This window comes from Buttiauxella agrestis (assembly GCF_900446255.1).
GTDB lineage: Bacteria > Pseudomonadota > Gammaproteobacteria > Enterobacterales > Enterobacteriaceae > Buttiauxella > Buttiauxella agrestis.
Genome location: NZ_UIGI01000001.1, coordinates 2,071,875 through 2,096,445 on the forward strand (window position 1 = coordinate 2,071,875; position 24,571 = coordinate 2,096,445).

Annotated in this window: 32 protein-coding genes and 1 pseudogene; 5 read left to right on the forward strand and 28 right to left on the reverse strand. The window is 50.7% G+C overall.

The genetic code is table 11. From position 1 onward, the window contains the following. Nucleotides 1–109: 109 nt before the first annotated feature. From DY231_RS10010 to DY231_RS10090, 18 genes and pseudogenes are all read right to left on the reverse strand, one after another. Complete coding sequence (locus DY231_RS10010; RefSeq protein ID WP_115628226.1) at nucleotides 110–679, reverse strand: tail fiber assembly protein; 570 nt, start codon at nucleotides 677–679, stop codon at nucleotides 110–112. Then, complete coding sequence (locus DY231_RS10015; protein WP_115628227.1) at nucleotides 679–2,616, reverse strand: phage tail protein; 1,938 nt, start codon at nucleotides 2,614–2,616, stop codon at nucleotides 679–681. Before DY231_RS10015 ends, DY231_RS10010 begins: the two co-directional genes overlap by 1 nt. 11 nt (nucleotides 2,617–2,627) lie before the next feature. Beyond that, nucleotides 2,628–3,158 (reverse strand): phage tail protein I, encoded by a 531-nt coding sequence (locus DY231_RS10020; RefSeq protein ID WP_115628228.1) that lies wholly within the window; start codon nucleotides 3,156–3,158, stop codon nucleotides 2,628–2,630. Next, entirely contained in the window at nucleotides 3,151–4,059 is a 909-nt protein-coding gene (locus tag DY231_RS10025) for a baseplate assembly protein (protein WP_115628229.1), read from the reverse strand. The genes DY231_RS10020 and DY231_RS10025 overlap by 8 nt, the downstream gene beginning before the upstream one ends. A 4-nt stretch (nucleotides 4,060–4,063) precedes the next feature. Then, a complete protein-coding gene (locus DY231_RS10030; RefSeq protein ID WP_034496726.1) occupies nucleotides 4,064–4,414 on the reverse strand; it encodes a GPW/gp25 family protein in 351 nt (116 codons plus the stop codon). Beyond that, nucleotides 4,411–5,052 carry a phage baseplate assembly protein V gene (locus DY231_RS10035; protein WP_115628230.1) on the reverse strand — a complete coding sequence of 214 codons (642 nt, stop codon included), beginning with the start codon at nucleotides 5,050–5,052 and terminating at the stop codon, nucleotides 4,411–4,413. The genes DY231_RS10030 and DY231_RS10035 overlap by 4 nt, the downstream gene beginning before the upstream one ends. Before the next feature lie 74 nt (nucleotides 5,053–5,126). Then, on the reverse strand, nucleotides 5,127–5,870 hold the full coding sequence (locus DY231_RS10040; RefSeq protein WP_256682657.1) for a hypothetical protein: 744 nt from the start codon (nucleotides 5,868–5,870) through the stop codon (nucleotides 5,127–5,129). A gap of 10 nt (nucleotides 5,871–5,880) precedes the next feature. Then, complete coding sequence (locus DY231_RS10045) at nucleotides 5,881–6,342, reverse strand: phage virion morphogenesis protein (protein WP_115628232.1); 462 nt, start codon at nucleotides 6,340–6,342, stop codon at nucleotides 5,881–5,883. Next, on the reverse strand, nucleotides 6,335–6,802 hold the full coding sequence (locus tag DY231_RS10050) for a phage tail protein (protein WP_115628233.1): 468 nt from the start codon (nucleotides 6,800–6,802) through the stop codon (nucleotides 6,335–6,337). Before DY231_RS10050 ends, DY231_RS10045 begins: the two co-directional genes overlap by 8 nt. Continuing rightward, nucleotides 6,765–7,010, reverse strand: a complete 246-nt coding sequence (gene lysC, locus DY231_RS25320; protein ID WP_256682658.1) for an Rz1-like lysis system protein LysC — start codon at nucleotides 7,008–7,010, stop codon at nucleotides 6,765–6,767. Before lysC ends, DY231_RS10050 begins: the two co-directional genes overlap by 38 nt. Next, nucleotides 6,898–7,323: an Rz-like lysis system protein LysB gene (lysB, locus tag DY231_RS10055; protein WP_115628234.1), complete on the reverse strand. Its 426-nt coding sequence runs from the start codon at nucleotides 7,321–7,323 to the stop codon at nucleotides 6,898–6,900. The genes lysC and lysB overlap by 113 nt, the downstream gene beginning before the upstream one ends. Continuing rightward, nucleotides 7,320–7,828 (reverse strand): annotated as a pseudogene (locus DY231_RS10060) (lysozyme). Before DY231_RS10060 ends, lysB begins: the two are co-directional and overlap by 4 nt. Next, complete coding sequence (locus DY231_RS10065) at nucleotides 7,812–8,033, reverse strand: primosomal protein (protein WP_115628235.1); 222 nt, start codon at nucleotides 8,031–8,033, stop codon at nucleotides 7,812–7,814. Before DY231_RS10065 ends, DY231_RS10060 begins: the two are co-directional and overlap by 17 nt. Further along, complete coding sequence (locus tag DY231_RS10070; RefSeq protein WP_115628236.1) at nucleotides 8,024–8,227, reverse strand: tail protein X; 204 nt, start codon at nucleotides 8,225–8,227, stop codon at nucleotides 8,024–8,026. Before DY231_RS10070 ends, DY231_RS10065 begins: the two co-directional genes overlap by 10 nt. Beyond that, nucleotides 8,227–8,724, reverse strand: a complete 498-nt coding sequence (locus tag DY231_RS10075) for a head completion/stabilization protein (RefSeq protein ID WP_115628237.1) — start codon at nucleotides 8,722–8,724, stop codon at nucleotides 8,227–8,229. Before DY231_RS10075 ends, DY231_RS10070 begins: the two co-directional genes overlap by 1 nt. A gap of 91 nt (nucleotides 8,725–8,815) precedes the next feature. Beyond that, nucleotides 8,816–9,568 carry a phage terminase small subunit gene (locus DY231_RS10080; protein WP_115628238.1) on the reverse strand — a complete coding sequence of 251 codons (753 nt, stop codon included), beginning with the start codon at nucleotides 9,566–9,568 and terminating at the stop codon, nucleotides 8,816–8,818. Nucleotides 9,569–9,571: 3 nt separating this feature from the next. Next, on the reverse strand, nucleotides 9,572–10,645 hold the full coding sequence (locus DY231_RS10085; protein ID WP_115628239.1) for a phage major capsid protein, P2 family: 1,074 nt from the start codon (nucleotides 10,643–10,645) through the stop codon (nucleotides 9,572–9,574). Nucleotides 10,646–10,681: 36 nt separating this feature from the next. Beyond that, nucleotides 10,682–11,536: a GPO family capsid scaffolding protein gene (locus tag DY231_RS10090; protein ID WP_115628240.1), complete on the reverse strand. Its 855-nt coding sequence runs from the start codon at nucleotides 11,534–11,536 to the stop codon at nucleotides 10,682–10,684. Nucleotides 11,537–11,699: 163 nt separating this feature from the next. On the opposite strand from DY231_RS10090, the gene DY231_RS10095 reads away from it, so the two are divergent. Continuing rightward, nucleotides 11,700–13,472 (forward strand): terminase ATPase subunit family protein, encoded by a 1,773-nt coding sequence (locus DY231_RS10095; RefSeq protein WP_115628241.1) that lies wholly within the window; start codon nucleotides 11,700–11,702, stop codon nucleotides 13,470–13,472. Next, nucleotides 13,472–14,506 carry a phage portal protein gene (locus tag DY231_RS10100; RefSeq protein ID WP_115628242.1) on the forward strand — a complete coding sequence of 345 codons (1,035 nt, stop codon included), beginning with the start codon at nucleotides 13,472–13,474 and terminating at the stop codon, nucleotides 14,504–14,506. The genes DY231_RS10095 and DY231_RS10100 overlap by 1 nt, the downstream gene beginning before the upstream one ends. 155 nt (nucleotides 14,507–14,661) lie before the next feature. Here the strand turns inward: DY231_RS10100 and DY231_RS10105 are convergent, their stop codons facing one another. The 9 genes from DY231_RS10105 to DY231_RS10145 all read right to left on the reverse strand — a co-directional run bounded on the left by DY231_RS10105 (nucleotide 14,662) and on the right by DY231_RS10145 (nucleotide 20,600). After that, complete coding sequence (locus DY231_RS10105; RefSeq protein ID WP_218568337.1) at nucleotides 14,662–15,402, reverse strand: toll/interleukin-1 receptor domain-containing protein; 741 nt, start codon at nucleotides 15,400–15,402, stop codon at nucleotides 14,662–14,664. A gap of 496 nt (nucleotides 15,403–15,898) precedes the next feature. Beyond that, the gene (locus DY231_RS10110; protein ID WP_115628244.1) at nucleotides 15,899–16,084 is read right to left on the reverse strand and encodes a hypothetical protein; all 186 of its coding nucleotides are present in this window, start codon (nucleotides 16,082–16,084) and stop codon (nucleotides 15,899–15,901) included. A gap of 114 nt (nucleotides 16,085–16,198) precedes the next feature. After that, nucleotides 16,199–18,553, reverse strand: a complete 2,355-nt coding sequence (locus DY231_RS10115) for a replication endonuclease (RefSeq protein WP_115628245.1) — start codon at nucleotides 18,551–18,553, stop codon at nucleotides 16,199–16,201. Next, the gene (locus DY231_RS10120) at nucleotides 18,550–18,777 is read right to left on the reverse strand and encodes a TraR/DksA family transcriptional regulator (RefSeq protein WP_115628246.1); all 228 of its coding nucleotides are present in this window, start codon (nucleotides 18,775–18,777) and stop codon (nucleotides 18,550–18,552) included. Before DY231_RS10120 ends, DY231_RS10115 begins: the two co-directional genes overlap by 4 nt. Then, entirely contained in the window at nucleotides 18,777–19,007 is a 231-nt protein-coding gene (locus tag DY231_RS10125) for a DUF2732 family protein (protein WP_115628247.1), read from the reverse strand. The genes DY231_RS10120 and DY231_RS10125 overlap by 1 nt, the downstream gene beginning before the upstream one ends. Before the next feature lie 70 nt (nucleotides 19,008–19,077). Next, nucleotides 19,078–19,461 carry a hypothetical protein gene (locus tag DY231_RS10130; protein WP_115628248.1) on the reverse strand — a complete coding sequence of 128 codons (384 nt, stop codon included), beginning with the start codon at nucleotides 19,459–19,461 and terminating at the stop codon, nucleotides 19,078–19,080. Further along, nucleotides 19,458–19,646 (reverse strand): phage filamentation protein Fil family protein, encoded by a 189-nt coding sequence (locus tag DY231_RS10135; protein WP_115628249.1) that lies wholly within the window; start codon nucleotides 19,644–19,646, stop codon nucleotides 19,458–19,460. Before DY231_RS10135 ends, DY231_RS10130 begins: the two co-directional genes overlap by 4 nt. Nucleotides 19,647–19,656: 10 nt before the next feature. Beyond that, on the reverse strand, nucleotides 19,657–20,166 hold the full coding sequence (locus DY231_RS10140) for a phage regulatory CII family protein (RefSeq protein WP_115628250.1): 510 nt from the start codon (nucleotides 20,164–20,166) through the stop codon (nucleotides 19,657–19,659). A 32-nt stretch (nucleotides 20,167–20,198) separates the two neighbouring features. Then, nucleotides 20,199–20,600 (reverse strand): hypothetical protein, encoded by a 402-nt coding sequence (locus DY231_RS10145; protein WP_115628251.1) that lies wholly within the window; start codon nucleotides 20,598–20,600, stop codon nucleotides 20,199–20,201. Between the two features lie 113 nt (nucleotides 20,601–20,713). On the opposite strand from DY231_RS10145, the gene DY231_RS10150 reads away from it, so the two are divergent. Genes DY231_RS10150 through DY231_RS10160 form a run of 3 tightly spaced genes read left to right on the forward strand, consistent with a single transcriptional unit; the run spans nucleotide 20,714 to nucleotide 22,980 of the window. Next, nucleotides 20,714–21,556, forward strand: a complete 843-nt coding sequence (locus DY231_RS10150; protein ID WP_115628252.1) for a phage repressor protein CI — start codon at nucleotides 20,714–20,716, stop codon at nucleotides 21,554–21,556. Nucleotides 21,557–21,571: 15 nt separating this feature from the next. Further along, complete coding sequence (locus DY231_RS10155; RefSeq protein WP_115628253.1) at nucleotides 21,572–22,156, forward strand: hypothetical protein; 585 nt, start codon at nucleotides 21,572–21,574, stop codon at nucleotides 22,154–22,156. A 50-nt stretch (nucleotides 22,157–22,206) separates the two neighbouring features. Further along, entirely contained in the window at nucleotides 22,207–22,980 is a 774-nt protein-coding gene (locus tag DY231_RS10160; protein ID WP_115628254.1) for a hypothetical protein, read from the forward strand. Between the two features lie 397 nt (nucleotides 22,981–23,377). Here the strand turns inward: DY231_RS10160 and DY231_RS10165 are convergent, their stop codons facing one another. Next, a complete protein-coding gene (locus tag DY231_RS10165; RefSeq protein ID WP_115628255.1) occupies nucleotides 23,378–24,298 on the reverse strand; it encodes a transporter substrate-binding domain-containing protein in 921 nt (306 codons plus the stop codon). Between the last annotated feature and the right edge of the window lie 273 nt (nucleotides 24,299–24,571).

Below are 24,571 nucleotides of genomic sequence, written 5' to 3' on the forward strand. Positions count from 1 at the left end.
TTTTATGGAATGGTTGCTTAATATGATTATTGGTTATCATTTTAAGCAACTAGGACGTCTATCACTATCCGAAATAATAGCCCAATTAGAATGGGCTATTCCGTATGTATCAGATCGCAACGGCTGCCTCCGGCCAGACGATATCCGGTGCCATTTCCGGATCGACCCGGCTCAGTAACACCCGGTATTTTTTCAAGGCCATCAGCGAGGCGGTTTCTTCTTCGGTCGCCATTTCAAAATCCACCGCATCCTGCAAGGTGGCAATCACATCCCCGGCCTGTTTCATCTGGCCGTTTTTCCTGCCCTGCGCGGCGTGTTCGGCCTGTGCATCCACCACCCACTGACTGCCGTCCCATTTCTGCCAGGCCGTATCCGGCGCAACAGGGGTGGTTTCCGGTGGATACGCACCCGGCTCGGTGATGTACTGCTGCCTGCCGGTGGTGGTGCTGTAAACGACTTCGCCCCGGTGATCTTCGGTGAGTTGCCAGCTTTGTGTGTCACTGTCGAAGACCGGGATGAAACCTGCCGCCGCTTCCGGCGGTTTTACCGTCGTGCAGTGGGCGGGCAATCCGGTAAAGGCCGGGATCAGTGCATCCCCCTGACCAATAAATTCACGGGTATCGGCACGCAGGTTATAGACGGTTATCGTTCTGTTTTTACTGGTCATAATGAATGTCATCAGGCAAGTCTCACAATGTAATTAATCGCGGTATTCTTGACGGTATTCTCGGCATTTCCCGTCGCATTCACGGTGATGGCGTGTCCGTGCGCCCCCATCACGACCGTGTGGTTGTGCGCACCAATCGCCACCCAGTGATCGTGCGCGCCAATGCCGACCGAGTGCGCATGATTGCCGCTGCCGTCAATACGATCCCCGGCGGCCCACGAAATATTGGAGGCGTGCATCCCAAGCCCGGTGCCGGGGGTGTCCCGGTAGGCTGAGGTGCTGCAATAACGGAAGTTATGCGCATGCCATCCCCCTTCGGTGGTGGATTTGGTGCCATAGTCAAAACTGGTGGCCTGCTTAGAGCCGTAGTCAAACTGACTCACCGCTTTGGTGCCTAAATCGGTCTCAGCAGCACTGGCTGTGTGGGCGTGTGACTTAATGCCGTCTTCTTCGTAAGACAGGACGCCGCGACCTTCGGGCTTTCCTTTGAGGGTCATGCCGCGCAAATCAGGCAGCACGCCTGACGGGTAAACCTGCGCAAGCTGCGGATACGCCGCTTTATCAAAACCCTGACCGTGCAGGAAGGCATAACCCGCCGGGGGCGTATCCGACGGCCACGGAATGGGTGCGCCGACCGGGAAAGTCATGTCGGGTTTATTGGTGGTGTTGTAATCGCGCCGCCAGCCTGGCGAATAGTCATCACCGTGGTGAATATAGGTAAACTGCGCGCTGGCGACCCCTCCACCGGTGGTGGTGGTCGGTGTGGTGATACGCAGCGTCAGCGACCCCTTTGACCCCATGACTTCGACGACCGCCCCGGCAAGACAGATATGGCCGCAGCCGGTGTCCGTGATGATTTTATTCCCGGCGTAACTCCATGAGCCTTTGACCATCCAGTAAGGGTGAGCAAATGCGCCTTTGTCCTCCAGCCACGCAAGAAACTCTGCGGTAGTCCACGGATTGCTGTCACCGCCAATATTCATGCTGCCCGCACTTCGCGCGGCACCAATGTTTTTGACAAATAAATCCCGGTCAGGAATGTCCCCGCCGTTCTGGTCTTTTTGCAGACGCGACTGCGCATTATCATTCGCCGCTTTGACGGCTTTCGGGGTGGCCGCCAGCACCTCACTGACGCTGTCCGTTGCACTGCTTAACTGCACAATCCCTTTGCGCCCGGTGGTTGCCTCCTGCGCGGTGTATTTTCCGTTAGCCAGGTCATACGCGGCTTTCACCGCTTTCGGGGTGGCAGCCAGCACCTCACTGGTGCTGTCGGTCGCGCTGTTTAACTGCACAATCCCTTTGCGCCCGGTGGTCGCATCCTGCGCGGTGTATTTGGCGTTAGCCAGGTCATACGCGACTTTCACTGCTTTCGGCGTGGCGGAAAGCACCTCGCTGTCGCTGTCAGTGGCGCTGCTCAGTTGCGTCAGACCTTTGGCGGTCAGTGTCGCATCCGGGTGTCTGCGCGAACGTTCATGCTCCGCGAGTTTATCGTCGACATAATCCTGGGTTGCCATCACCGTAGTGGTGTCGATAACCAGCTCCACGGACTCCAGCGCACTGACAATAATCACCATCCGCAGCGTCTGCGCACGTCCCGAGCCTTCGGCCAGCTCCGGTTTGTAGCTCTCGGCCATATTCGCCACGGCAACCAGCGTACCGTCGGTGTCATACAGTCCCATTTCGCGCAGCCAGAATCCGCCCACCTCCGGCGGGATAACCAGCTCGGCCACCACATAATTTTTATTCTTCGCATCAACACTGATTTTATTGAGTGCGGCACGCCATTTCTCAGCAATAAGTTTTGTCTGGCCGACATCCGGCACCGGCAGTGTGCCGCCACCGTCACCGACGGCCATGTGCGTGAGAGTGATTTTTGTGCCGCTGGCAGTGGCGGCGGCCAGTTTTGCCGCCCCGGCGGTGGTAATGAGTGTTTTATATTTCACGGTCATGATGGCCTCTTTTATCCGGGGTAAACGGTGATAATGTCGCCGTCATAGCTGACGCCGCCGGTGTACAGATTGCCGGGGATATCCTGAATAATGTTCAGGCCGGTCAGGTGACGACTCGCCGCTTTTGCATCGGCAATCAGGCGCTCCATCTCGTAATACATCTCCTCTGTGATGCCGCTTTCCAGCACGCCAATGTCGAGGCGAAAGGTGCCGGGTGCATCATTGGTCTGCCACCATTCGGTGACGTTTATCAGGTAGCCGAGCGGCTCCACCACGCGCCGGATGGCACCAATTGTCCCTTTATGCTTGTGCAGGTATTTGGCGGCCTTAATCACGCCGCGCTTGATGTCCACCGGCCACGTTTCATCCCAGCGGTCGACGGAAAGCGCCCAGGCCAGATACGGCAGCAGCGGCGCAGGACAGGTCTCCGGGTTCCAGAGCTGACGCAGTGGCACCGGTACACGGGTGAGTTCCGCGCAGGCTTTCGCGGCCGCCAGCTCAAGCGGTGATGAACCCACCGGCAACAGGCGGACGCTATTCATCGGAGCCACCGATAACGAGGCGATAATCGGTGCAGTACGAGGCCTGCGTGTCATCAAGCACGATATCGGCCAGCGGTTTTGCCAGTTCGACGCGCTGCACGCCTTCCACATGCAGGGCGGCATAAATGGCAGACTTGCGAATATCGCGCCCGAGGCGGTGCTGCGCACTGATGTAAGCCTTGAGTTTCGCTTCGGCAGCCTGCCTGACCGGCTCCATTTCCGGGCCGGGATAAAGGTAAAGCGTGGCGTCGATTTCATAGTCGACAATGACCGCTGACTGCACCGTCACTCGGTCAGCCACCGGGCGCACGTTCTCATCATTCAGGGCAAGACTGACGATATTCACCAGTTCGCTACTGGCAGTGCCGTTGCCCTCACGCGACAACACGGAAATGGTGACGCAGGCGGGTGACGGGCTGATTACCGACACATCCGCGACACGCCCGTCGGCACTGCGGCCATGAAACTGATACGCGCCGACCGGACCGGCGACACTCAGCCCTTCAAAGGACTGCTGAATGCGCAGACGGAAATCACTGTCGGATTCCATCACGGCCAGCACCGGCGGGATAGCGGTGTCATCGGCAGGCGTAATGACCAGGCGGGTGACGTTATTATTTGCGCCAAGCACATCGAGGTCATTTTCCCTGGAAAATGCCAGCATCACCGCCAGCGCCGACTCGTTGATGCGCTGGCGCAGCAGCAGCTCACGATAGGCGTTTTCCTCCAGTAGTTTCACAATCGGCTCGGACTCCAGCGACAGCGTGCGGGCGATCGCTTCCTGCTCCTCTTCGGGATAGAGGGAAATCAGCGTCGCTTTGCGCTCGGCGAGTAAGGTTTCATAGTCCAGCACCTCGACCACATCCGGGGCGGGTAACTGGCTCAGGTCAATGGTTGCCATAGTGTCAGCTCAGGGGGATGGTTAAGGAAAATGACGCGCCACCGGTGCCGGTGCGCACGCCGGTGATGTCGACAAATAATGTGCCTGCGGTGGTGCTCTCAAAGGTGATGGCCGTCAGCCGGATGCGTGGCTCCCATTTCAGGATTGCCATGTAGCAGGCGGACATAATTTGCAGGCGCAGTGCCGGGTTATCGGGCTGGTCAATCAGTGCCGACAGCAGCGAACCGTAATCGCGGCGCATCACGCGTGAGCCAATGGGGGTGATAAGAATGTCGCGCACGCTCTGACTGATATGTCCGGAATCGGACACACTCAGACCAGTGGCACGATTCATGCCGAGATAACGCACCGTCATTGCGTCCCCTCCGTCCGGCTTCCGCCACGCTCGACGCCACCGTGCTTATGGTCATCAACCTGCACACCGTTGGATTTAAAGGTGCCGCCGCTGTGCTCGATATTGCCGCTCATCCTGCCGCCTTGCTTAACTTCCAGCGTGCCGGTGGTGAGCTTACTGGTGCAGACCACTTCCGGCGTATCGAGGGTAATTTTCTGGCTGGCCTTAACCGTCACCACCGGCACAGTGACGACAACAGATTCAGACGCCGTGACCGAGGCGGTTTTAATGCCTGATACGGTGAGTGCGCCGGTTTCCGGTTCGTACTCCATCACGGCACCATCAGGGAAAGAAATATGCAGCGCGTCAGCAGAGGCTGATGGCGCGGGGTGGTCATCGGAATAGATGCCCGGCAGGACAAAAGCGGTGTCCAGCTCGCCGCCCACCGCCAGCACTAATATCTGCTCGCCGACAGACGGTGCCCACCATGTACGCGAGCGACCGGCGCGGGGCGTTAGCCAGTGAAGCCAGTCGGTCGTAATCCCGCCGGTTTCAACACGACATAACGCCCGCGCGGTATCGACATCGGTCACGATGCCGGTGCGGATAAGATTGCGCATCTGGCGCGCAACTTCCTGGAGTGATGAGAGAGTATTCATAGGGGAAAGGATGCCGCCCGGAGCACCAGGCAGCAATGCATAAGCGTATTGTCAGAAGTGACACAACATGGAGGTCAGTCGTTATATACTTTTTTGATTATTTCCATACATTCAGCGTGCGCTAAATTATGGTCATCAAACTCTTTATTAAAAAAGAAGAAAAATGCTTTTTTCACTTGCGGTATTTCGATAAAAATAAATTCATCAACTTTATGAAAAAAGTGAAAGCTTTCATTGCTTGTTTCAAATATCAAAAGAGAGTTTGATTTCTTAGCCTTCCTTTTCTTTATTAGCTCTCTCCTGCTTTTTCTGATGGTATTAAAAACTTTATGTGGAGTAGTGTCTATCTCACCCCAGAACATGGCGACAGGGATATCAGAAAGGAAAGGTATATATTCCTTCCCCTTATAACGAAGAAATTTCGACCTAAGATCCATTAGTTGCAATTTAAACCCAAGATATTGCAACCACCAAATAATGCAATCGACTTCAAATTGATTGAGGTCTCCGCCATTTTTTTCTAATAATATTCTTTTGAGATTATCCTCAAAAGCACCAAGCAATTCTGAATTACAAACCCTACAAGCTGGAATTGTGGTTTTGATGTAACTAGAAGATTGATTGTTTTTGGTGTTAACGAGGGATTTATTTTGGTTAGCTTCGAAAGCCCATTGAGGTATGACATGCTCTCGAGTAATTTCATTTTCACTTCCACACAGCACACAGATATCCGTCCCGTGTTCTGAAATAACCTTATTCATTACTAATCTTTGCGAAGCCTTTATTTTAGCTCTCAGCAAACTAAATTTCTCATCCATTGTTAGGCCATTAATTCTTAAAAGATTCCGACAGCGTAATTAATAACTCCTTTTCAATCAGCTGTATAGATGTTTTGTCGATGCCCAATAATGGTCTAGCCTCGTACTGCACACTCTCACTGTAGCGGTTAGGCTTATCTTTTAACCCTTCCTGATGCACCCGCGCCATACGCTGCACCCGCCCGGTAAACTCCACCACAGCAGCCTCATTGGTGCCTTTCGCTTTCATATACCGGTTGGTGCGCAGCTTCGTGAACATCTGACGTTTCACCCGACCTTTTTTGCCTTTCACTGGCTGGCGTTTCCGGGCGGCATACGGTGTGCCGTCCGGTGCCTGCTGGCGCTTGATGCGTTGCTGCTGCGAGGTTCTGAGTTGTTTCGCAATCTCTGCCGTCATTCTGCGGCGCGCAGCCGGTGACAGGCTGGCAATCAGCCCGGCGAGTTTATCCTCGAAAGGCTTGAACTCATTCATACCACTGACTCACCAGCTCGCCATGCGCATAAAGCTCCATTGGCCGCGTGACGTTCTCCGGCAATGGTGGCTCGGCTGCATGTTTCACGTGCAGCGCTTCACCTTCCTGCCTGACCAGCGTGCGCTCAGTCAGCATCAGGCTGATACTGACATCAACGCTTTCGTCATCGTTGATATCGGCGATATACGTGAAGCCTCTTTTCTTACCCTCGTCAGTGGTCATGATGTCGGGCTGGTTTTCCCGCAGCCAGGCATTGACCGGCACGATGAGATAATCCAGATCGCCGTGATAATCCGTGACCACGATGTTGAGCGTGTACTGATTTTCAAACGACAACGAGGTCGCAAGGGTTGCAGCAATTTTCCCGCTGTCGATAAAAATGCGCAGCATGTCCGGGTTATTACGCAGCACCGGCGCTGCATCACAAAGGGCTTTGCGTAAATTGGCGGGCTTGAGCATCGAGTTCGTCCTGGCAATGTTTTGTGGTTTCAGTCTGGGCTGCACAACTCACCAGTGCCGCCTCAAGCTGGCGAATGTCCGCGCTTAAATCGCCGTTAGTGCGCGGGCGGCTTGCCGGTATCTGGCACAGCGCCACTTTCGGACAGCCACTGTAAATAATCGGCGGTGGTGGTGAAGGCGGGGCGGGTGTGCAGCCGGATAATGTCATCAGGCAAATCAGACTCATACCACTCACGCAGCGCTTTATTTTCATTGAGTAACCTCGTCACGGTGTTGCCACGGTTCGCCGCCAGGGTATTCGCGGTGGCGAGTTTATTGCGTAAATCAACCTGAGCCTGCTCGTTACGCTGCCGGAGTCTGGCGGCAACATCGAGCTGATTGCGCAGCATGGTTATCTGGGTTTTCTGCTCTCCGGCAACACGGTTGGCCTTTTCAAACGAGCGGGTGAGCGTGCTGTTTTCGCGCTTCATCCACACCAGACCGGCGACGGCCAGTAACAGCAAAATCATCAGCGTTTTCATTGCACCCCCTTCAGGCAGTAAGCACGCTCACGTGCGCGGCGGTTTTCCAACCCGGTATTTCTGACGCCATTCACAAACACCCAGCGCGGCAACTGATCACAAACCTGCCACCACTGATGACGCTTGATGTAACTCACCATCGTTGAGCGACAGGCCGCCCCGGTGCCGACGTTAAACGCAAAACTGACCACCGCGTCATACACCGGCTGCGGCATATCGACCGGCACGCAGACAGCAAGGCGGCGCTCAACATTCAGCACGTCGCTGACCAGGTTCTGCGCGGCCTGCTGCTCGGTGATATTGCCTTTCGGGGTGACGCCTGCGGTGTGACCGATGCCCGATGTCCAGACACCGGCGCTGCACTGGTACGGTTTCAGGCGGCACCCTTCGAGGTCAGCAATCAGCGCCAGCCCGTGGGTGAGGTTTTCAGTAAGCGGAAATCCGGCACCAGGACGGCGAGCGCCAGCACCACGGCCACGCTGCAACGTTTAACGATTGATGCCACGTATCACCCCCTCATCCAGCCCCATTGCGCGCAGATAGCGGAAGGTCTGACGGCGATACCAGAAATTCACCAGCGCGGTGAAAATCGCACAGCCTCCGCCGACATACAGCGCCATTTTTTCCGGCGTCTGCGTCCCGAAATACGCCAGCGCCACCGACAGCCAGTAGGTGACAAACGTCGTGATTTTTTCCATTGTCAGTCCCATAAGTTCAGCGTCTCCGCAACAGGGGAAGAATCGATATCCGGCAGCTCAACAGCGGTGCCGTGGGGCATTTCTTCGCCCATATCGGCGAGACCGGGATTTGCCAGCAGCACCGCTTCGACCACGCCCCCGGTGCGCCCGTAATGGCGCGCACAGAGTGCATCCAGCGTGTCGCCCTGGAGGGCAATCACCCTCATCAGATTTGCCCGATGATGCAGCGTGATTTCCCCTGCAACCGGGACACCGCCCAGCGCATATCGCGCCACAGCTCATCAATGGTGGTTTCCACGTCGTCGGCTTTTTTGTCGCCTCTGGCGCTCGCATCCACGCCGCGATAACGCTCGTAAAGGGTTGCGGTGGTCATCGCCACCACAGCGCGCAGGTAGTAAAAACAGCGCACGCTTTCGCCGTCGAGTATTTCGGCAGGTACATCGGCCAGGCACTCAAAACCGAGTGCCATCTGCGCGCTGCGGTACTCGAATAACTCGGCGTTGGTCTCGGCGATACCGTCCTTAATCGCCACCCGCAACCGCTCCGGGGTGACGGTGTGCTCAAGGCGCATCAGCTCCCGGACGCGCACCGGGTCGACTGCCGGGAAAAAGAAGGTGTTGCTGATAACCGGCTCGCGCACCGGCGGCGGGGGAATAACCACACCCGGCGAAACATCGGGCTTGCTGATAATCACTGTCGTCATGACAACCTCAAAATAGGTGGACGGTGGACGCCGGTATCGATGAAGGACGAACCTGTCTCAACCGGCGTGCCGTCCGGCGCGGGGCGCATTCTTAACCGGTGGTTTTATCCACTTTGCGGGGGCGACCGCGTTTGCCTGGTGTGGTCGCAGGTTTACGCGCTCTGGGTTTTGTCTTTAGCTTTTTAACCGGTGCGGGTTTCGGCTTAAGCGCACTTTCGAGACGCTCAATGTCCTTTTTCACCCCCGCCTGTGCATCGAGCTGCATCGCACGCTTGAGGTGCTCCAGCGCATCCGCCAGCAGCCCGGCGTCACGCAGTACCAGCCCGGTAATTTTGTGCAGGCGTCCGCGCACTTTGTCGGGCATATCGGCGGCACTGGTCAGCGTCTGGGTTGCCAGCAGCAGCGTAATATCAACCGGCTCACCGGCGGCGTGAGCACGCATGGCCGCCAGTGCCACATCCTCTGCCAGCACATACGGCGTGGTGCGCTTGTGCAGGGCGGGCATGGTGAGACCGTACTGCATCGCGTAGCGGGCAATTTCCAGCGCACCGGCAATGTCACCGGCATCGAGCTTCCACAGCATGACGGTCATCACGATGTCATCCTGCGCGCCTTTGCCCTCACTCAGCACCCCGGCAACCCACGGCGCATAGGACGGCAACAGCGCGCGCTTTTTGTCCGCCTTGCGCTCAATGGAATGAATGGTTTTTAACGTGCGTTGGTCGGCAGCCAGTTTGACCAGCATCTGCTCGTAAGCACTTGCATGGCGCAGCGGGTTATCGTCCCGCTGCGCGGTCACAATGGCCGAGACCCGCATCATGTGACGTGCGGCGGGACTCGTCATGGCTTACGCCTCCTGCGCCGGTTCATCTTTCGGCGGCTCAGGGAACTCACCGAGCGTGATGTTTTCCACCAGGCAACCGGCGGCGTAGTCTTCAATCACGTAATCAATGTTCATTGATTCGTAGTTTTCGATGCGGTCGAGCTTGCCGTTCTCATCAATGATGCGGCGGTGACTGTCGTCCATGTAGTAAATGGACAGGTTTTCCAGCGTGGTGACCATCAGGCCATTGGCCGGGAAGTACGGTACGCGCACCGCGGGCAGATTACCGATGCGTTTCTGGCTGACAATCACATCCGCCGCCATCGCTTCGGTGTTGGCCTGGTCCTGGTTCACAATCGGGAAATATTTGTCCGCCAGCAGCTGACGACCGCAGATGACAACTAAATCCGGATCTTCCTGATACCACGGCGCAATCAGGTTGTTGGTCGCATCCATCACCAGCGCGTCGAGGTTGGCAAAATCGCCGTGTTTACCCACGCGGATCACATCAGAAATAATGCTGCCATCATCGGCGGTGACTTTATCCATCACGCGCGCTTTCGCTTCGTTGCGGTACTTCTGCAACCAGCCGACGGCTACATCCTGCAACAGTGGATTTTTGCTGCGGTCAGAGGTGGCCGCACGCTTGATACCGTTGAAACCGGCCATCATTAAATCGAGCGACTGACGCTTGATAATGGCGTTGCGAATACGGAGCTGAAAGTCCTGGAAACGCGCCCATAAATCCAGCGTGCGGAAACGAATATGGAAATCGAAGTTAATCTGGTCACATTCGTATTTGTTGGACTCCAGCGCGGTGAAATCTTCGGTTTTGCGTTCGTCACCGCTGGCGGTATCGGCGGTGCTGGCAATCGAGCCGGAGACACCGACACCGATTTTTTCACCCTTCATTTCCGCGACCGGCACCATGTTGATGCGGGTCAGAAAGTCGGATGACTCCTGCATGGTGTTCATCAGGGTCTGTGTGACGGACGGGTCGACGCTGAATTTTTTGGTCATATCACCGGCGTCGACGTTGTTGAGCTTCGCCACCTGGGTGAGATAGGCATTAAATTTAAATCGGGTCTGTGGCTTCATTGTTATTCCTGAATGAGTGTTGGTTTTGTTCCGGGCTTAGCAGTTGGTCAGCATCGAGTCGCCATTGCCGCCGCTCGACGGTTCACGGCGGCGCTGCGCAAAGCTTTCGGTTTTATCGAGGGAGGTTTCCAGCGCTGACAGCTTTTGCTGGCTTTCTTCAAGCTGAGTGATGAGTTCGCCCTTGAGGGTGCTGAAGGATTGCTCCATCGCATTCAGGCGCTGCTCGGTGGCGTCGTGGTTGGCCTGCACCTGCTCGGTGACCACCGTTACCGCCTCATGCACGTCGTTAAAACGTGCATCGTCATCCGCCTGTTTACGACTGAAAATACCTTTCACGGTGTCGGTCAGTTTGGTCAGCAGGGTGTCGGGCTGGTCTTCAAATTCCAGTTCGGCCAGGGTGGCGACAGAGAACAAATCTTCCGGGCGTTCTTTGCGGCCAGAAAGCGGATTGGTTTTCGCTCGGGAGCAAAATTCCAGATATTCCGTGCCGAGGCTTGCCGGGTCGTCAGTGACCGCGAGGCCAATCAGATAGCACTTGCCGGAGTTGGAGAAATTCGGGCGAATTTCCATGGAGGTATAGACCTTCTGGCCTTTACCGACCATTTCGACCAGGTTCGCCAGCGGAGTGATGCGGGCGAACAGCGCGAGCTTGCCGTTCAGCGCTGAATCATCATCAATGGTTTCAGCTTTCAGCTCGGTGACATCGCCGTATCGGCAGAAAGGACTGTCGGGTAACACACTGGTGATGTGTTCGAGGTTGATGCGTGCGCCGTAAACACGTGGGTCGAATGAATCGGCCATTTCCTGAATGTCGGTGCCGCTGATGACGCGACCGTCACAGGTGTCACCTTCGACGCCGATGCGGAACCATTTAGAAACTTTTTTTGCCATGGTCAGGAGTCCTGAGTGTGGGTGATTGGGTCAGGCTTAGTTTCCAGACTCCACACCCGGCCTGCCATTCATCCCGGATGGCTTACCCCTGACACAACAGCACCTTAGCGCGCATCCATCCTCGCTTCAGTAGCCTTGCATCATCGAATAACGCGAGGCAATCATGACCATCACCACAGACACCTCCCTGACACTTGACCCACGTCGACAGGCGTCACTGCTTTACTGGCAGGGATTTTCCGTGCCGCAGATTGCTGAAATGCTCGGCCAGAAACGCCCGACGGTGCAGAGCTGGAAACAGCGCGACGGATGGGACGGCATTGCGCCGATCACCCGCGTGGAAAACAGTCTTGAAGCGCGCCTGATTCAGCTCATCACCAAGACCAAAAAAGACGGTGGCGACTTCAAGGAAATCGACCTGTTAGGCCGACAGATTGAGCGGCTGGCGAGGGTGAATCGCTATAGCCAGACCGGCAGTGAAGCGGATTTAAATCCCAACGTGGCGAACCGCAATAAAGGCGAGCGTAAGAAGCCGAAAAAGAACTATTTCAGCGATGAAGCTATCGAAAAACTGGAGGAGATTTTCTTTGCCGAATCCTTTGAATATCAGCTCGGCTGGCACCAGGCGGGACTGCAACACCGTATCCGCAATATCCTCAAATCCCGCCAGATTGGCGCGACGTTTTATTTCTCGCGTGAGTCGCTGTTACGTGCGCTGAAAACCGGCCATAACCAGATTTTCCTCTCGGCCAGTAAAACGCAGGCGTATGTGTTCCGTGAGTACATCATCCAGTTTGCGCGCCTGGTCGATGTTGACCTGACCGGCGACCCGATTGTCATTGGCAATAACGGCGCAAAACTGATTTTCCTTGGCACCAACTCCAACACCGCGCAGAGCCATAACGGCGACCTGCTGGTTGATGAGATTTTCTGGATACCCAACTTCCAGAAGCTGCGCAAAGTCGCCAGCGGCATGGCCTCGCAACAGCACCTGCGTTCTACCTATTTCTCGACACCGTCCACGCTGGCGCATGGTGCGTACCCGTTCTGGTCAGGCGAGCTGTTTAACAAAGGTCGGTCGGATAAAAGCGAGTGTGTGGATCTGGATATCAGTCACGCGGCGTTAAAAAACGGCGTGGCCTGCGCCGACGGTCAGTGGCGGCAGATTGTCACCATTGAGGATGCGCTCGCCGGGGGTTGTGACCTGTTTAATCTCGACACCCTGAAACGCGAAAACAGCGCCGATGATTTCCGCAATTTATTTATGTGTGAGTTTGTCGATGACAAAGCCTCGGTGTTTCCGTTCGAGGAGCTGCAACGCTGCATGGTCGACAGCATGGAAGCCTGGGCGGATGACTGGCAGCCGTTCGCGACGCGCCCGTTTGGTTATCGCCCGGTGTGGATTGGTTACGACCCGTCACACACCGGCGACAGTGCCGGTTGTGTGGTGCTGGCACCGCCAGTGGTGGCCGGAGGTAAATTCCGCATTCTGGAGCGCCACCAGTGGAAGGGGATGGACTTTGCCACACAGGCTGAATCCATCAAAAAGCTCACCGAAAAATACCACGTCGAGTACATCGGTATCGATGCGACCGGCATCGGGCAGGGTGTTTACCAGCTCGTCAGAGCGTTCTACCCGGCAGTGCGGGAAATCCGCTACAGCCCCGAGGTGAAAACCGCGATGGTGCTCAAAGCCAAAGACACCATTGGCCGGGGATGCCTGGAATACGACGTGAGTTACACCGACATCACCGCCTCGTTTATGGCAATCCGCAAAACCATGACCGGGAGCGGTCGCAGTGCCACCTATGAAGCCAGCCGCAGTGAAGAAGCCAGCCACGCTGATGTCGCATGGGCGACCATGCACGCGCTGTTAAATGAGCCATTAACCGCCGGAAGCGGTCAGGCATCCACCTCAATTCTGGAGTTCAACTGATGGCGAAGAAACGCAAACATCACGCAGCAAAAAACACAATCACAACACCGGCTGCGGCACCGCAAAAAATGGAAGCCTTCACCTTTGGCGAACCGTCGCCGGTGCTCGACCGTCGTGACATTCTCGATTACACCGAGTGCGTCGGTAACGGCAAATGGTTTGAGCCGCCGGTGAGTTTTACGGGACTCGCCAAAACACTGCGTGCCGCCGTTCACCACAGCTCGCCGATTTATGTGAAGCGCAATATTCTTGCCTCAACATTCATTCCGCACCCGCTCTTATCGCAGCAGGATTTCAGCCGTTTTGCGCTGGATTTTCTGGTGTTCGGTAATGCCTTTTTAGAAAAGCGCATGAGCGTCACCGGCAAGCTGTTAAGGCTGGAAACTTCACCGGCCAAATACACCCGCAAAGGCACCGCCGAGGACGCGTACTGGTTCGTACAGTCGTTTGTCACCCCGCATGAGTTTGCGCCAGGTTCGGTGTTCCATTTACTGGAGCCAGACATTAATCAGGAGCTGTACGGTCTGCCGGAATATCTCAGCGCGCTTAACTCGGCCTGGCTGAATGAATCGGCCACGCTGTTTCGCCGTAAGTATTACCAGAACGGCGCGCATGCCGGTTACATCATGTATGTGACTGATGCCGCGCAGAGCAGCACCGACGTGGAGGCGCTACGCGAGGCGATGCGCAGTTCAAAGGGATTAGGGAATTTTAAGAACCTGTTTTTCTATGCCCCAAACGGCAAACCGGACGGGATTAAAATCGTGCCGCTCAGTGAAGTGGCGACTAAGGACGATTTCTTTAACATCAAGAAAGCCAGTGCAGAGGATTTAATGAGCGCGCACCGTGTACCACCGCAAATGATGGGGGTCATCCCCAACAATACCGGCGGGTTTGGTGACGTGGTGAAAGCCGCACAGGTGTTTGTGCGTAATGAGCTGACGCCTTTACAGGAGCGAATTAAAGAGGTGAATGAGTGGATTGGTGCAGAGGTGATCCGCTTTAAACCTTACGAACTGGCACCCGCCGAATAACTCTGATATCAGCCGCTCATGTAGCGGCTTTTTTGCGCCCGCGATTCACTTCCCCTGATTCAACAACATGCCGCCCACAGATGATACTTCCCTCTAAACTCAGCGGCATGTCTTAAAACATCAGTACAATACAATAAGGTGATCAATAATATATCTTATTTAATAATATTGTGTTGAATCGCATAGTGTTTGCCTGTCGTTGTAAGCCACACATCCTTCTCAGTATCTTGAGTAATTAAACCTAATGACTTCGCTTCTTCGATATATATATCGAACATAATTCTGGACATAGGCGCATGTTTAACCAGTTCACCATAATAGACATAATCTCTGGTTTGGCGCTCAAAAAGCGCGGTAACTATCTTCATGACTACTAGAACACCATCCCCCGTGCGGTTGGGAGGGGTTTGAGAAATAGGAGTAAAGGGATTATTTGCAACTAATGGTTTTTCATAAAGAGGAGCATTGTGCAAGGCTCTTATCAGTTCATCAAAAGAAAATTCATATTGATCTGGGCGCGAGAAATCTAAAAAAAGTTTCGAGCGGAGGAAGTTTGGAACATCCTGACTCCCGCTTTGACGAATTAATGGGATTACCTTATTTGAGTCGATCGTCTTTAGCATATCAGCTGTAACAATCATTTTTTCGTATCCTACTCCGCCAGCACCTGAGTTCGCTTTTTCAACGTACTTGTCCGTGCAAACCATGAGTACACGGTCTGCGGTGCTTAATCCTTGCTCCATAAAGTGAGGAAGATCATCTCCTGGCTTCAAATCCCATTGGTCAAGAAGGGCATCAACACCGTTGTTACGAAGGCGAGTAGCAAACTCAAGAACCCATTTTTTATGTTCTTGAGAATCATGTGAGTATGAAATGAAGGCTTTTGGAATAGACATTACTTCCCCTGTAAGAAGTTTTAACAACATTTTTAACTAACTGATTCAATAGGACACACCATTATTCAGAGCATCTGCATTCAGCTATGTTGGTTTGATAAGTTAATAACTAAGTAATAGTAAAGCTCCGATGTTTATTGGTGCAACTTAAACTCTTGGAAGTTTGCGACATTCAATTAGCGCTTAAAAGCACGAAGCGGGCATTCAGCACTTCCTTCCAATAAAGGGGAGAACATCAGACGAAGTTTGAAGCAGTACAAATAATAAAATGGAAAGCGGCTCAGCGCGCAATGCTATCCCCGCCACGCCTGCCCGCTTCATGGGTCGGTTTTAATGCAGGTGCAACAGATACAACAAAGCCCGCCAGAACTGGCAGGCTTCGTTATAAACGATCCATTTACGATCATGCGATTCCATGCACTATATGCATGCACGCGTTTTAGCGCGTGAAATGGGGTTTTCTGCAAAAATGGATGTAAGATTTTCTGCAGAAAAATCACTTCGCTTCGTAGTAAACATCATCACTTTCCTGATTCTCATTTTCACTGTTTGCCAGGTCTGCAATCAGCGAAAGCGCCAGCTTTAAATCTGATGGTTTGCAATTCGCAATCAGTGATACCTCAGCGATAAATTGCACACATGCCCACTTATGTTGGGCGCGGCTGGTCTCTTCCATCAGCATGAGTTCCTCTCGATAAATTCACTGTATGAATATACAGTATCATGTGCGGTTAACATTTGTGAAGGAAATTATCATCCCGTGACTGGAATTATAGTCATGAAAACAATAGATAATTTATTCTTGCCTGAAAGTTGCGCAAATTCGCTGCCTCGTTTTATCGTTTCCGAAAAGGCGCTCCCACGCAGCACGGTCAGCCTTCTTGAGCATCTCCGCATACTGGCCGAATGGGTCATTAACAACCTTGTTTGTATCAACGTTGTGCATTCTTTCCATACCTTTCCAAAGCTTTTTAACTCTCGATGCCGTGGTGTCTGGTTTCGTAGCGATTAAATCGCCATTAGCTGTGCCTCTATACCAATTGCCATCGATAGACATTTTACTGCCAGCGATAAGATGCAGAGCTGTACCACGGTTTATGGTTTCACCAGTTTGTTCCTTAGCGTTCTCAATGAGCAAGTTCACCGCCTTATCGTTAGAAATATCGGGGTAGGGTGATGAATGCAGCCGTTTTGGCTTCTTCACTGTTATTCGTTCCGCTAATTTTCGTCTGGCCGACCGGCTCAGAGGTTTACTTAGGTCAATCTCTGACGGGGAAGGGGGCGCTGCGAAAGTCTCCCCCGTACAGTTATTGACAGAACTCCGAGAGGGCGAAGGATCGCCCTGAAGGTCAACGTCCAAATCAAGGGCAAGTTTCGGGACAATCTTCCACTGAATGAGTCGGGTTAAAATCGGTGTATCACTGCCGACGGTGGTATCAAAAACACCTTTAATACGCGTGCTTTCCTCGCCGTACTCGTTGAGAGTTTCGGATGATTCATACCAGGTACGCACCTGCAATTCGTCACGGCGCACAAACGGGCCGCCCTGCGCGTTGACGTAATCAGCCCATTGACCAGCATCAGCAGCATCATGTACAGCGGCAAACTCAACACTGAGCGCGTGAGCGGTTTCGGTATCAGCCATTTTTCGCAGCTCACGATAAACCGTCACAGGAGCACCGCCGACAAACTGAAACTGACGGATACGCCAACGAGCCGCCCAGGCAGCAACCGCCGGAGCCATTTCTTTTAGTAGCTCACCGTTTTCGTTATCGCGTTCATCATCAAGGGCAAAACCATCAATGTTTTTACTGATGTATTTCGCCACATAGCCGGTGGCGCTGCCTTTTTCCGGGGCGATAGCTTCGGCATGAAAGCGAGCCTTACGGGCTTTATCACTCACCAGCTCGGCAGCATCTTCCTGATGCGCATATTTCAGCATGACGGCGCGCACGCGAGAGACATCCTCGGGACGCATGAATATCAGCATGTGCCAGTGTGGTGTGCCGTCGTGATGAGGTTCTGCAACCCGGATACCAAAAATGCGCAATTCAGCGCGGTGAAGTTTGGCGCGAATACGCGACCAGACTGAGGTTAAATAGCTTTGCGTATCTGAGGGGCTGGCACCGTTCCACTTGCTGTTGCGGTAGCCTGCTTTGGTTGTGGCATGGTATTTCGACGGCGCGGTCAGGGTGTAAAATTCGCCCACATAACCCAGCTCGTTTGAGATCTTTTCAAACCCGCTGATGCGCGTCATTAATTCCCCGCGACGGATGGCAGGATTAGCCACACTGCCATCGTATTTATCAATCAGACTGATGCGGTTTCCTTCCTCGTCCTCGAGATCCATTCCTTTGAGAAACTCACGGGTACGGCGTCTTTGTTCACGCCATTCAGCAACGCATGATTTGCTGGCGTAGGGAGTGTGTTTTTTACTGACATTTCCCAGGGCGATTTGCAGATGTTCACGCCATTCAGAAGCGACACGGCGTAAACGCCCACGCCACCATTTTTCATTGACCATGCGCAACACCGCAGGGCCAATATCATCAAGGGAAACTAATTTAGTGGTGACGCGTTCCCACAATGGCGGCTGACACCTGAAATGACGGGCAATCTGTGCCGCACGCATATAAATCGCATACAGCACTTTTAACCTGCCGACATCGCCCTCGATAGTCCCGATCTCACCGTTAATGTAATTCGCAATATCAGCGGCCAGCAGTTCAATGTCGGCTTTGGACATATCCTGCAGGCGGTTATATCGGGCGGTCAGGTTCACCAGTTTTGAGGCAAGAAAACGGATGTCCGGCGCATCAAAACGACCGCCAAATAATTGCTGTGAAAGGTGGCTGTCGATGCCGGAGATTTGATAAATACCGGCGACCAGCTCAAGCCGTGGCAATGCTCGCCTGACAAACGTCACGAGGTGAGCATTGGCTCGTTGAGCACCGAAGTTACGCTCTAAATAATCGACCCGACGATTAATATCGTAGCGCACACATTCTGGCTGTTTAGCCAGTGCATCACGCGCACGCAGCAACGCCGCAATTTCTCGATCACGGCGATGCTGTTCTTTGTAGGTCAGATAGGGGCTGGCAATCGCCTGCCGTGCTGCGTTCCACGGCCAGGCGAAGTTAATGCGGTTCATATCGCATTCTTGTAGTGCTGGTTTTTCAGCTCGGCGATTTCCTGACAGGTAATGCAGTGCGTGACACCGGGTACCACAGCGCGACGTGCTTCGGGAATAGCAGCGTCACATTCTTCGCAAAAGAACGCACTGGCGGCACGCTGAGGCTGAGGGCGAGCGTGTTTAATATTGCGTGCCAGTTCTTCATCTACACGCTGCTGTACTAAATCCATTGAGTCGGCCATTAGTGCAGCTCCATTGCTTGATGGCGATATGTCTCGCTTTCCTGAAAAAGTAAATCCAGCACTTCATTTATCTCAAGCTTATTGGCTCTAATGTGGTTCGCTAAATTCAGAAGTCGAGAGGCCATTACCTCTGCTCTGGCGCGTCGCTCCTCACTTTTTGCTTCTGCGAGTAGCTGTTTAAGCTTGGATACTTCATTATTCCTTGCATTACTGCTTTCGGTATTACGCATATATCGCTCTCCTAAATTGGGGCAAAAGAATGCCTGGCGGGTTTACGCCTGATTTTCTGGAATGGATTAATTACTCAGCTAAATAGCAATCGTGTTTTGAAAATCTTGTCGGGAGTAAACTTCCCCAACGGGTAATTTCATTCATTGAACGGATAATCAGTAAACGTCGCTCCTGGTCGAAAAATTCAAAGGGCTTACCGATTTCATCAGGTTTAAATGATGATGGTTCCAGACGGTTAGCCAGTGTCAGGACAACGAATTTAAAGTTATTGTCGAGCTTATTAAAATTGCGCAGCGCAGTGTTGTTGGTCGCTTTTAATTGCTGGCGGAAACGCGCGAGACATTCGTCACCGGTCATTTTTAACGGGGCATCAATCCGAGCATGTATCAGATACACATTGTTAAACGCCGTTTGTGGTGCCTTTATGGATTCAGCCAGAGCAGCACTTTTCATTTAGTCCTCCAGCGCTTAATCAGCCTGGTAACGAGTGATGGCTTGCGAGTACGCAGCCCATTTAACAATGCAGACTGGTCGCGGCTCGGGTGCCAGCGATGTTTGTTCTCACCCATAATCCAGCCGTGTCCATAACTCATGGAAGGGCTTTGGCGTTTCAGTAATGAAGCGAATGACGGTTGCATATGCATCACCTCAAATCAGACCGAATGAAGCGCTTAAACCACTGACAGTATCAACCACGCTATTCATGGCAGGATTGGTCTGTAAGCGTGCGTGCATCGTCATTGCAGCAAGAGACAAATAGCGAATACCCGAATTGACACTCTCAACCATCGAATGCTTGCGGCACGCTGTAAGCTTTTCATCAGATACTGCACCTGCCGCAATCAGGCCTACTTCGGCAGTTGCTTTAAGAGCGTATAACTGGAGTTTGTCATCGGCTAATTCGTTAACCGGCACGCATGGCAGGCAATGCAATTGAGCCAGAAATCCATCAACTAACGATGGATCTTCAGTGACGTCAGTGATAGCCATCAGCTCAGGAATATTCAACTGATGCGGCTGCTCTGGATTTAACTTGTTGCGTAGCACCTGAGGGCGCATACCGAGTTTTTCCGCTAGTTCAGCCAGGTTGTGCTTTGTAGCGAAATTGCGACAGGCATCTTCATAGTGGGGCTGTTTAGAAACTTGATAATCAAACATGGTTGCTCATCCTTAAACTTGCATAATCAAGTTTATCGTTTGATGTAGCGACAATTGACTGCATGCTGGCGATTCTTTTCACGCCATGCGGCAACGTTAATCAATGCGTTACCATGTTTTTCCATCACATCTTTACGTGATTTACCGGTCTCTTTGCAGGTGATTGTGCGAGTGACCTTTGTGGTGGGAGTTGGGGCAAGAAGTACAACGCCATTTGCAATCCACTTTTCAAGCAGAGAACTACTGATGCCATTGGCAGCGCAAAAGTTTTCTTTGGACATGGTAGGGGAATTAGCTAGTGCTGCGGCTTTTTCCAGAGCCTGATCAAGAGCAGTATTGATGGCAGGAACTAACTGGGCTGCGATGCTTGCAATGAAGTCAGGGGAGGCCAGCATCTGAGATGTGAGCTGAGAGTTTGCATTTTCAGTATGCATAACGCAGTATCTCCGTATTAATGGTTGTGTTCTATGGTGTTACATGTGGTGTGTATTCACTTTAGATCCCTTTTTTGTTTGTGTAAACATAAAAAAGAGATTTGATAAAACTTATGCGAATTGAAAATGCGATCGCACCTGAGGTTCTTGAAAGGATTTTGTCTGCATATGGTTTTAAAATGCAGAAGGAGCTTGCAGAAAAACTAGGTATTGCAAGTAGCAATGTAGGCAGCTGGATACAAAGAGGGCACGTTCCGGGAAATGTAATTGTCCAATGCGCTTTGGATACAGGCGCAGATGTGAATTGGATTGTGACCGGTGAGCTTGCAAAAGCAAGTTTAAGTCCGAGGGTTCAGGTAGGGCAAGGCAAAGCCTTATATGAAGAGATCATGTCAAATGGTGGTAAACCAGTATTGCGTCGCATAATGGATGCATATGGATTTACCATGCAAAAGCAACTTTGTGATTTACTTGAAATATCCTCGGGTACTGTAAGCACATGGGTAAGACGTGATTATTTCCCTGGTGATGTTGTTGTGGCTTGTGCTCTAGATACTGGAGTGTCACTGCAATGGTTAGCCACCGGGAAAGGTACGCAATACATTGAGAGTGCCGCTATACCTTGTGGCTCGTTAATTCCACGCAAGAACCTGGCAGCAGGTGTTCTGCATGATGCAGGGCAATGGAATATAGATTTAGGTTTTATATCTCACTCCATAGATGAGCCACTATTCTTATATAGCAGTGCTTCTACGTGGATAGTTGATTTAGGTGTGGTGGAAATTAGTAATGGTCGCTGGTTACTGGGAATTGATAATAAATATGATGTCTATGATGTCACACTTTTGCCTGGTAGGAAAATTACAGTTTCAAATAAAACCTCAAACTTTACCTGTGGTGCTGAAGAAGTAACAACTACCGGTAAAGTGGTTCTAACTATGGAATATAATTTTTAGAAAAAGGAGAATTTAATGATATATACGTTTGCTCTTATTGGATTGATCAGTACTGTATGGGCTATACGCAGTATTTATTTGAAAGGAAATTGCAGCTATATTAATTTAGCAAAATCGTTATTCGCTATAATATATTTTACTGCTGCGGTTGTAATGGTGAAGGTTGACCCGCTTGTAACTATTGTTATGCTGTTGTTGGGATCTGCCATTGTTAGTCGTTCTAACCAAATCTATAAGTCTCAAAACAGTGCAGGTAAAGATCTCTCCAATGAGCATAAATCTATATTAGTAGACATTGGTGCACCAAAAAGAATGACTTCTTTTAGCTCCTTACCTTCTAAAAATTTCACTTTGGGTATGGATGCAGGCGGTTTAAAAAATATTGCATTCAATTACGTCAATGCTAATGGTGAAAGTAGTTTTAGGGATGTCGATGTGAAGAAGTGTGATGGTAATTATATTGAAGGTTACTGTCATCTATCTCATAAATTTAAAACTTTCCGGATTGATCGTGTTGAGGGAGATGTCATCCTGCGTGATACTGGTGAAATGATGAATGCCTACGATTGGGCCGATGAGTTAACATCACACAAGTTATAATGTGATTACTAGTGTAACCATTAAAGTTCAACTTTTAAAAGCGCATAACAATGTTAAACCAACACGTTTTAGAGTACTGCTCATCAATTTATGATTTCCTAAAAGGATTGCCTCTTTCACTCTTTGCTGCAACCTTTGCAATCTATTTTGCTTATATGAAAATTTCTAATAAAGTAGCATTTTCATATTCGGTAAGCTTTAGGGAAAGTGGCGATAAACTGACGGATTTTATATTAAAAAATCAGAGAGATAAAACATATAGTATTAAAAAAATACTTTGTAAGTTAAATGATGGTAACTTAATTATATTAAAAGATTTCCAGCCTCCGCTGTTACTTAAGCCCTTTGAAACAGCATTGGTAGAATTTGATGATGTAAGCATGTGGCTAGATAAGGAGGGTGTGAAATACCATCCCGACTATTCAGAGTTGTTTGAGATTACACTCCTTCTACATAGTGGAGGAAGTGTGAAATGCATTAATAAATATCACTCAGATTATAAAGAAGCTACAATATCACCATACGTCTCAAGATTTGATGGATTAATCTTAACGCAAAATATGAAATTTGTTATGAAAGTGGTAACTGATAACAAAACTAAAGATTTAATAATTTATTCACATGGTTGGATTGAAGGTGATGCTTATTTTGGTGGTTATAATTGTTTGAATAAAGAGGATGTTTCTTTATATAGAATAGTTGAAATTATATCAGAAAAAAAATTTAATTTAAGCTGGGATTACTATGTTGTATTTGAGATAAATGATTTCCGCGTAAAAAAAGTTTACGATAGCAGATGCCAGGTCGAACTTAGTAATACCTAAATTAGAGTGCAGTTGTTGATAAATAGTTGTGAGCTACTGGTTGTAAATGCCATCTGCTGGTTGTAGTCACTTTGTCGCCATCCATTCATGTAACTGACTGATAAAAAAGACCAAAATTAGTATTCGGTCTTTTTTTATCTGTCATTTAAAACAACACCTTAGCGGTGCTTGCCCAAGAAAGGCCAGAAATCCACTTTCAGTCTCCGGGGTTTTTCGTAACAGACCCATAACAACATAAACTGCTTTTCCCGCGAATCCAAACACTTTTCGGTCATTTTTTTGGGTGATAACCGGAGATTTTCAGATGAAAACCTTCTCGATATTTTCCAAATATCTAATTTTCTAGCTAATATCATTCATTAACATATGGAGCTGGCCTGGAAAGTTTACTACGGCATCAGCGTTGCTGTTGAGCTGAGTTATCCTGTGTACTCAGTAAGCGATTTTCTTGCTCGAGGAGTTTTTCAGACATGGGTTGCTGGACACTTCCGCCAGAAGGCGAGACTGGAGACATAAACCACTTGTTATATAATTTATCGAATCGCCCGGAGGTAAACATCGCTTTTATATCTTCATTAATAATATCTTTCATATTATATGCATCTTTTGCGACAACCAGTCCGTAGGATAATGTTTCACCAAAACCTTCGGGACTCATTTGATACTTTTCTCTGTCAGGAATATCAACCAGTTTTCCACGAATGATAATATCATCAGTAACAAATGCCGTAATATGGTCATCGGCAAGTAAACTAAATCCTTCGTTAAAGTCTCTGACTAATTTAACGGAAATAGAGTAATTAAATTGTTGATTCATTTTCGCCAGCACGATGGCTGATGTCCCACCACTAATGACGCCCACAGTATGTCCGGCCAGCATCTCTTTATTACTGATATTATCTGCTTTCTTAGTCAGGTAATTCATTTTGGTATAAAGCCAGGGAGTAGAAAAAGCCACTAATTTGTCACGTTGCCCGGTGTTAGCTGCAACGGCACAAAGGATTTCCGCCCGGTTGTTCGCTATAACCTGAAAACGGGCGGCAGTAGTGACTTTCACCCATGTGACATTAATATTCGTTTTGTAACGGTGCTTGAGATTTTCGACTACATCCAGGCAGATATCTATCGCCATGCCAGCGGGTTTTCCATTTGACAGCCATGAAATAGGTTTGGTGTTATCAACCCATGCGAGCCTGATATTATGAGTGTTAAGTATTTTATCCAGCACTGAGTCGGCAATAGCATTTTCACTAAATAGCACCATGCCTGCCAACAGAAAAGCACCAATCGATTTACAATAAGTCAAATGACTAAACAAAAGAAAACCCCCATTAATTAAAATGGCTAAAAATGAATAATTTTATAGAGAATTAGAAATGGTCGTCGATACTATAATGTCTTTGATGAGTGATTCCTAATAATAGTCGTACAGGTATTATCCATTTTTGCTATTTGCCGTGTACTTTTCTGGACTGTCATCAACGCTTTTAATCCATAGCAACTCTGTGCGCAGCAGTAGGGCTCGCAAAGAGATAGAGATCACATTAATTAGCATCCTTACTATCCTCTCTGTACAATCACGCCGGTTCAA

Excerpts from the sequence above, each read along its gene's own strand:
- lysB (WP_115628234.1), bottom strand. The coding sequence starts at position 7,323 with ATGAAAACGCTGATGATTTTGCTGTTACTGGCCGTCGCCGGTCTGGTG.
- DY231_RS10115 (WP_115628245.1), bottom strand. The coding sequence starts at position 18,553 with ATGAACCGCATTAACTTCGCCTGGCCGTGGAACGCAGCACGGCAGGCG.
- DY231_RS10130 (WP_115628248.1), bottom strand. The coding sequence starts at position 19,461 with ATGAAAAGTGCTGCTCTGGCTGAATCCATAAAGGCACCACAAACGGCG.
- lysC (WP_256682658.1), bottom strand. The coding sequence starts at position 7,010 with ATGACATTATCCGGCTGCACACCCGCCCCGCCTTCACCACCACCGCCG.
- DY231_RS10140 (WP_115628250.1), bottom strand. The coding sequence starts at position 20,166 with ATGTTTGATTATCAAGTTTCTAAACAGCCCCACTATGAAGATGCCTGT.
- DY231_RS10025 (WP_115628229.1), bottom strand. The coding sequence starts at position 4,059 with ATGGCAACCATTGACCTGAGCCAGTTACCCGCCCCGGATGTGGTCGAG.
- DY231_RS10065 (WP_115628235.1), bottom strand. The coding sequence starts at position 8,033 with ATGGGACTGACAATGGAAAAAATCACGACGTTTGTCACCTACTGGCTG.
- DY231_RS10035 (WP_115628230.1), bottom strand. The coding sequence starts at position 5,052 with ATGAATACTCTCTCATCACTCCAGGAAGTTGCGCGCCAGATGCGCAAT.
- DY231_RS10020 (WP_115628228.1), bottom strand. The coding sequence starts at position 3,158 with ATGAATAGCGTCCGCCTGTTGCCGGTGGGTTCATCACCGCTTGAGCTG.
- DY231_RS10120 (WP_115628246.1), bottom strand. The coding sequence starts at position 18,777 with ATGGCCGACTCAATGGATTTAGTACAGCAGCGTGTAGATGAAGAACTG.
- DY231_RS10015 (WP_115628227.1), bottom strand. The coding sequence starts at position 2,616 with ATGACCGTGAAATATAAAACACTCATTACCACCGCCGGGGCGGCAAAA.
- DY231_RS10030 (WP_034496726.1), bottom strand. The coding sequence starts at position 4,414 with ATGACGGTGCGTTATCTCGGCATGAATCGTGCCACTGGTCTGAGTGTG.
- DY231_RS10145 (WP_115628251.1), bottom strand. The coding sequence starts at position 20,600 with ATGCATACTGAAAATGCAAACTCTCAGCTCACATCTCAGATGCTGGCC.
- DY231_RS10160 (WP_115628254.1), top strand. The coding sequence starts at position 22,207 with ATGTTAAACCAACACGTTTTAGAGTACTGCTCATCAATTTATGATTTC.
- DY231_RS10050 (WP_115628233.1), bottom strand. The coding sequence starts at position 6,802 with ATGCTCAAGCCCGCCAATTTACGCAAAGCCCTTTGTGATGCAGCGCCG.
- DY231_RS10135 (WP_115628249.1), bottom strand. The coding sequence starts at position 19,646 with ATGCAACCGTCATTCGCTTCATTACTGAAACGCCAAAGCCCTTCCATG.
- DY231_RS10075 (WP_115628237.1), bottom strand. The coding sequence starts at position 8,724 with ATGACGACAGTGATTATCAGCAAGCCCGATGTTTCGCCGGGTGTGGTT.
- DY231_RS10070 (WP_115628236.1), bottom strand. The coding sequence starts at position 8,227 with ATGAGGGTGATTGCCCTCCAGGGCGACACGCTGGATGCACTCTGTGCG.
- DY231_RS10040 (WP_256682657.1), bottom strand. The coding sequence starts at position 5,870 with ATGGATGAGAAATTTAGTTTGCTGAGAGCTAAAATAAAGGCTTCGCAA.
- DY231_RS10125 (WP_115628247.1), bottom strand. The coding sequence starts at position 19,007 with ATGCGTAATACCGAAAGCAGTAATGCAAGGAATAATGAAGTATCCAAG.
- DY231_RS10080 (WP_115628238.1), bottom strand. The coding sequence starts at position 9,568 with ATGACGAGTCCCGCCGCACGTCACATGATGCGGGTCTCGGCCATTGTG.
- DY231_RS10095 (WP_115628241.1), top strand. The coding sequence starts at position 11,700 with ATGACCATCACCACAGACACCTCCCTGACACTTGACCCACGTCGACAG.
- DY231_RS10150 (WP_115628252.1), top strand. The coding sequence starts at position 20,714 with ATGCGAATTGAAAATGCGATCGCACCTGAGGTTCTTGAAAGGATTTTG.
- DY231_RS10155 (WP_115628253.1), top strand. The coding sequence starts at position 21,572 with ATGATATATACGTTTGCTCTTATTGGATTGATCAGTACTGTATGGGCT.
- DY231_RS10010 (WP_115628226.1), bottom strand. The coding sequence starts at position 679 with ATGACATTCATTATGACCAGTAAAAACAGAACGATAACCGTCTATAAC.
- DY231_RS10045 (WP_115628232.1), bottom strand. The coding sequence starts at position 6,342 with ATGAATGAGTTCAAGCCTTTCGAGGATAAACTCGCCGGGCTGATTGCC.
- DY231_RS10090 (WP_115628240.1), bottom strand. The coding sequence starts at position 11,536 with ATGGCAAAAAAAGTTTCTAAATGGTTCCGCATCGGCGTCGAAGGTGAC.
- DY231_RS10105 (WP_218568337.1), bottom strand. The coding sequence starts at position 15,402 with ATGTCTATTCCAAAAGCCTTCATTTCATACTCACATGATTCTCAAGAA.
- DY231_RS10110 (WP_115628244.1), bottom strand. The coding sequence starts at position 16,084 with ATGCTGATGGAAGAGACCAGCCGCGCCCAACATAAGTGGGCATGTGTG.
- DY231_RS10100 (WP_115628242.1), top strand. The coding sequence starts at position 13,472 with ATGGCGAAGAAACGCAAACATCACGCAGCAAAAAACACAATCACAACA.
- DY231_RS10085 (WP_115628239.1), bottom strand. The coding sequence starts at position 10,645 with ATGAAGCCACAGACCCGATTTAAATTTAATGCCTATCTCACCCAGGTG.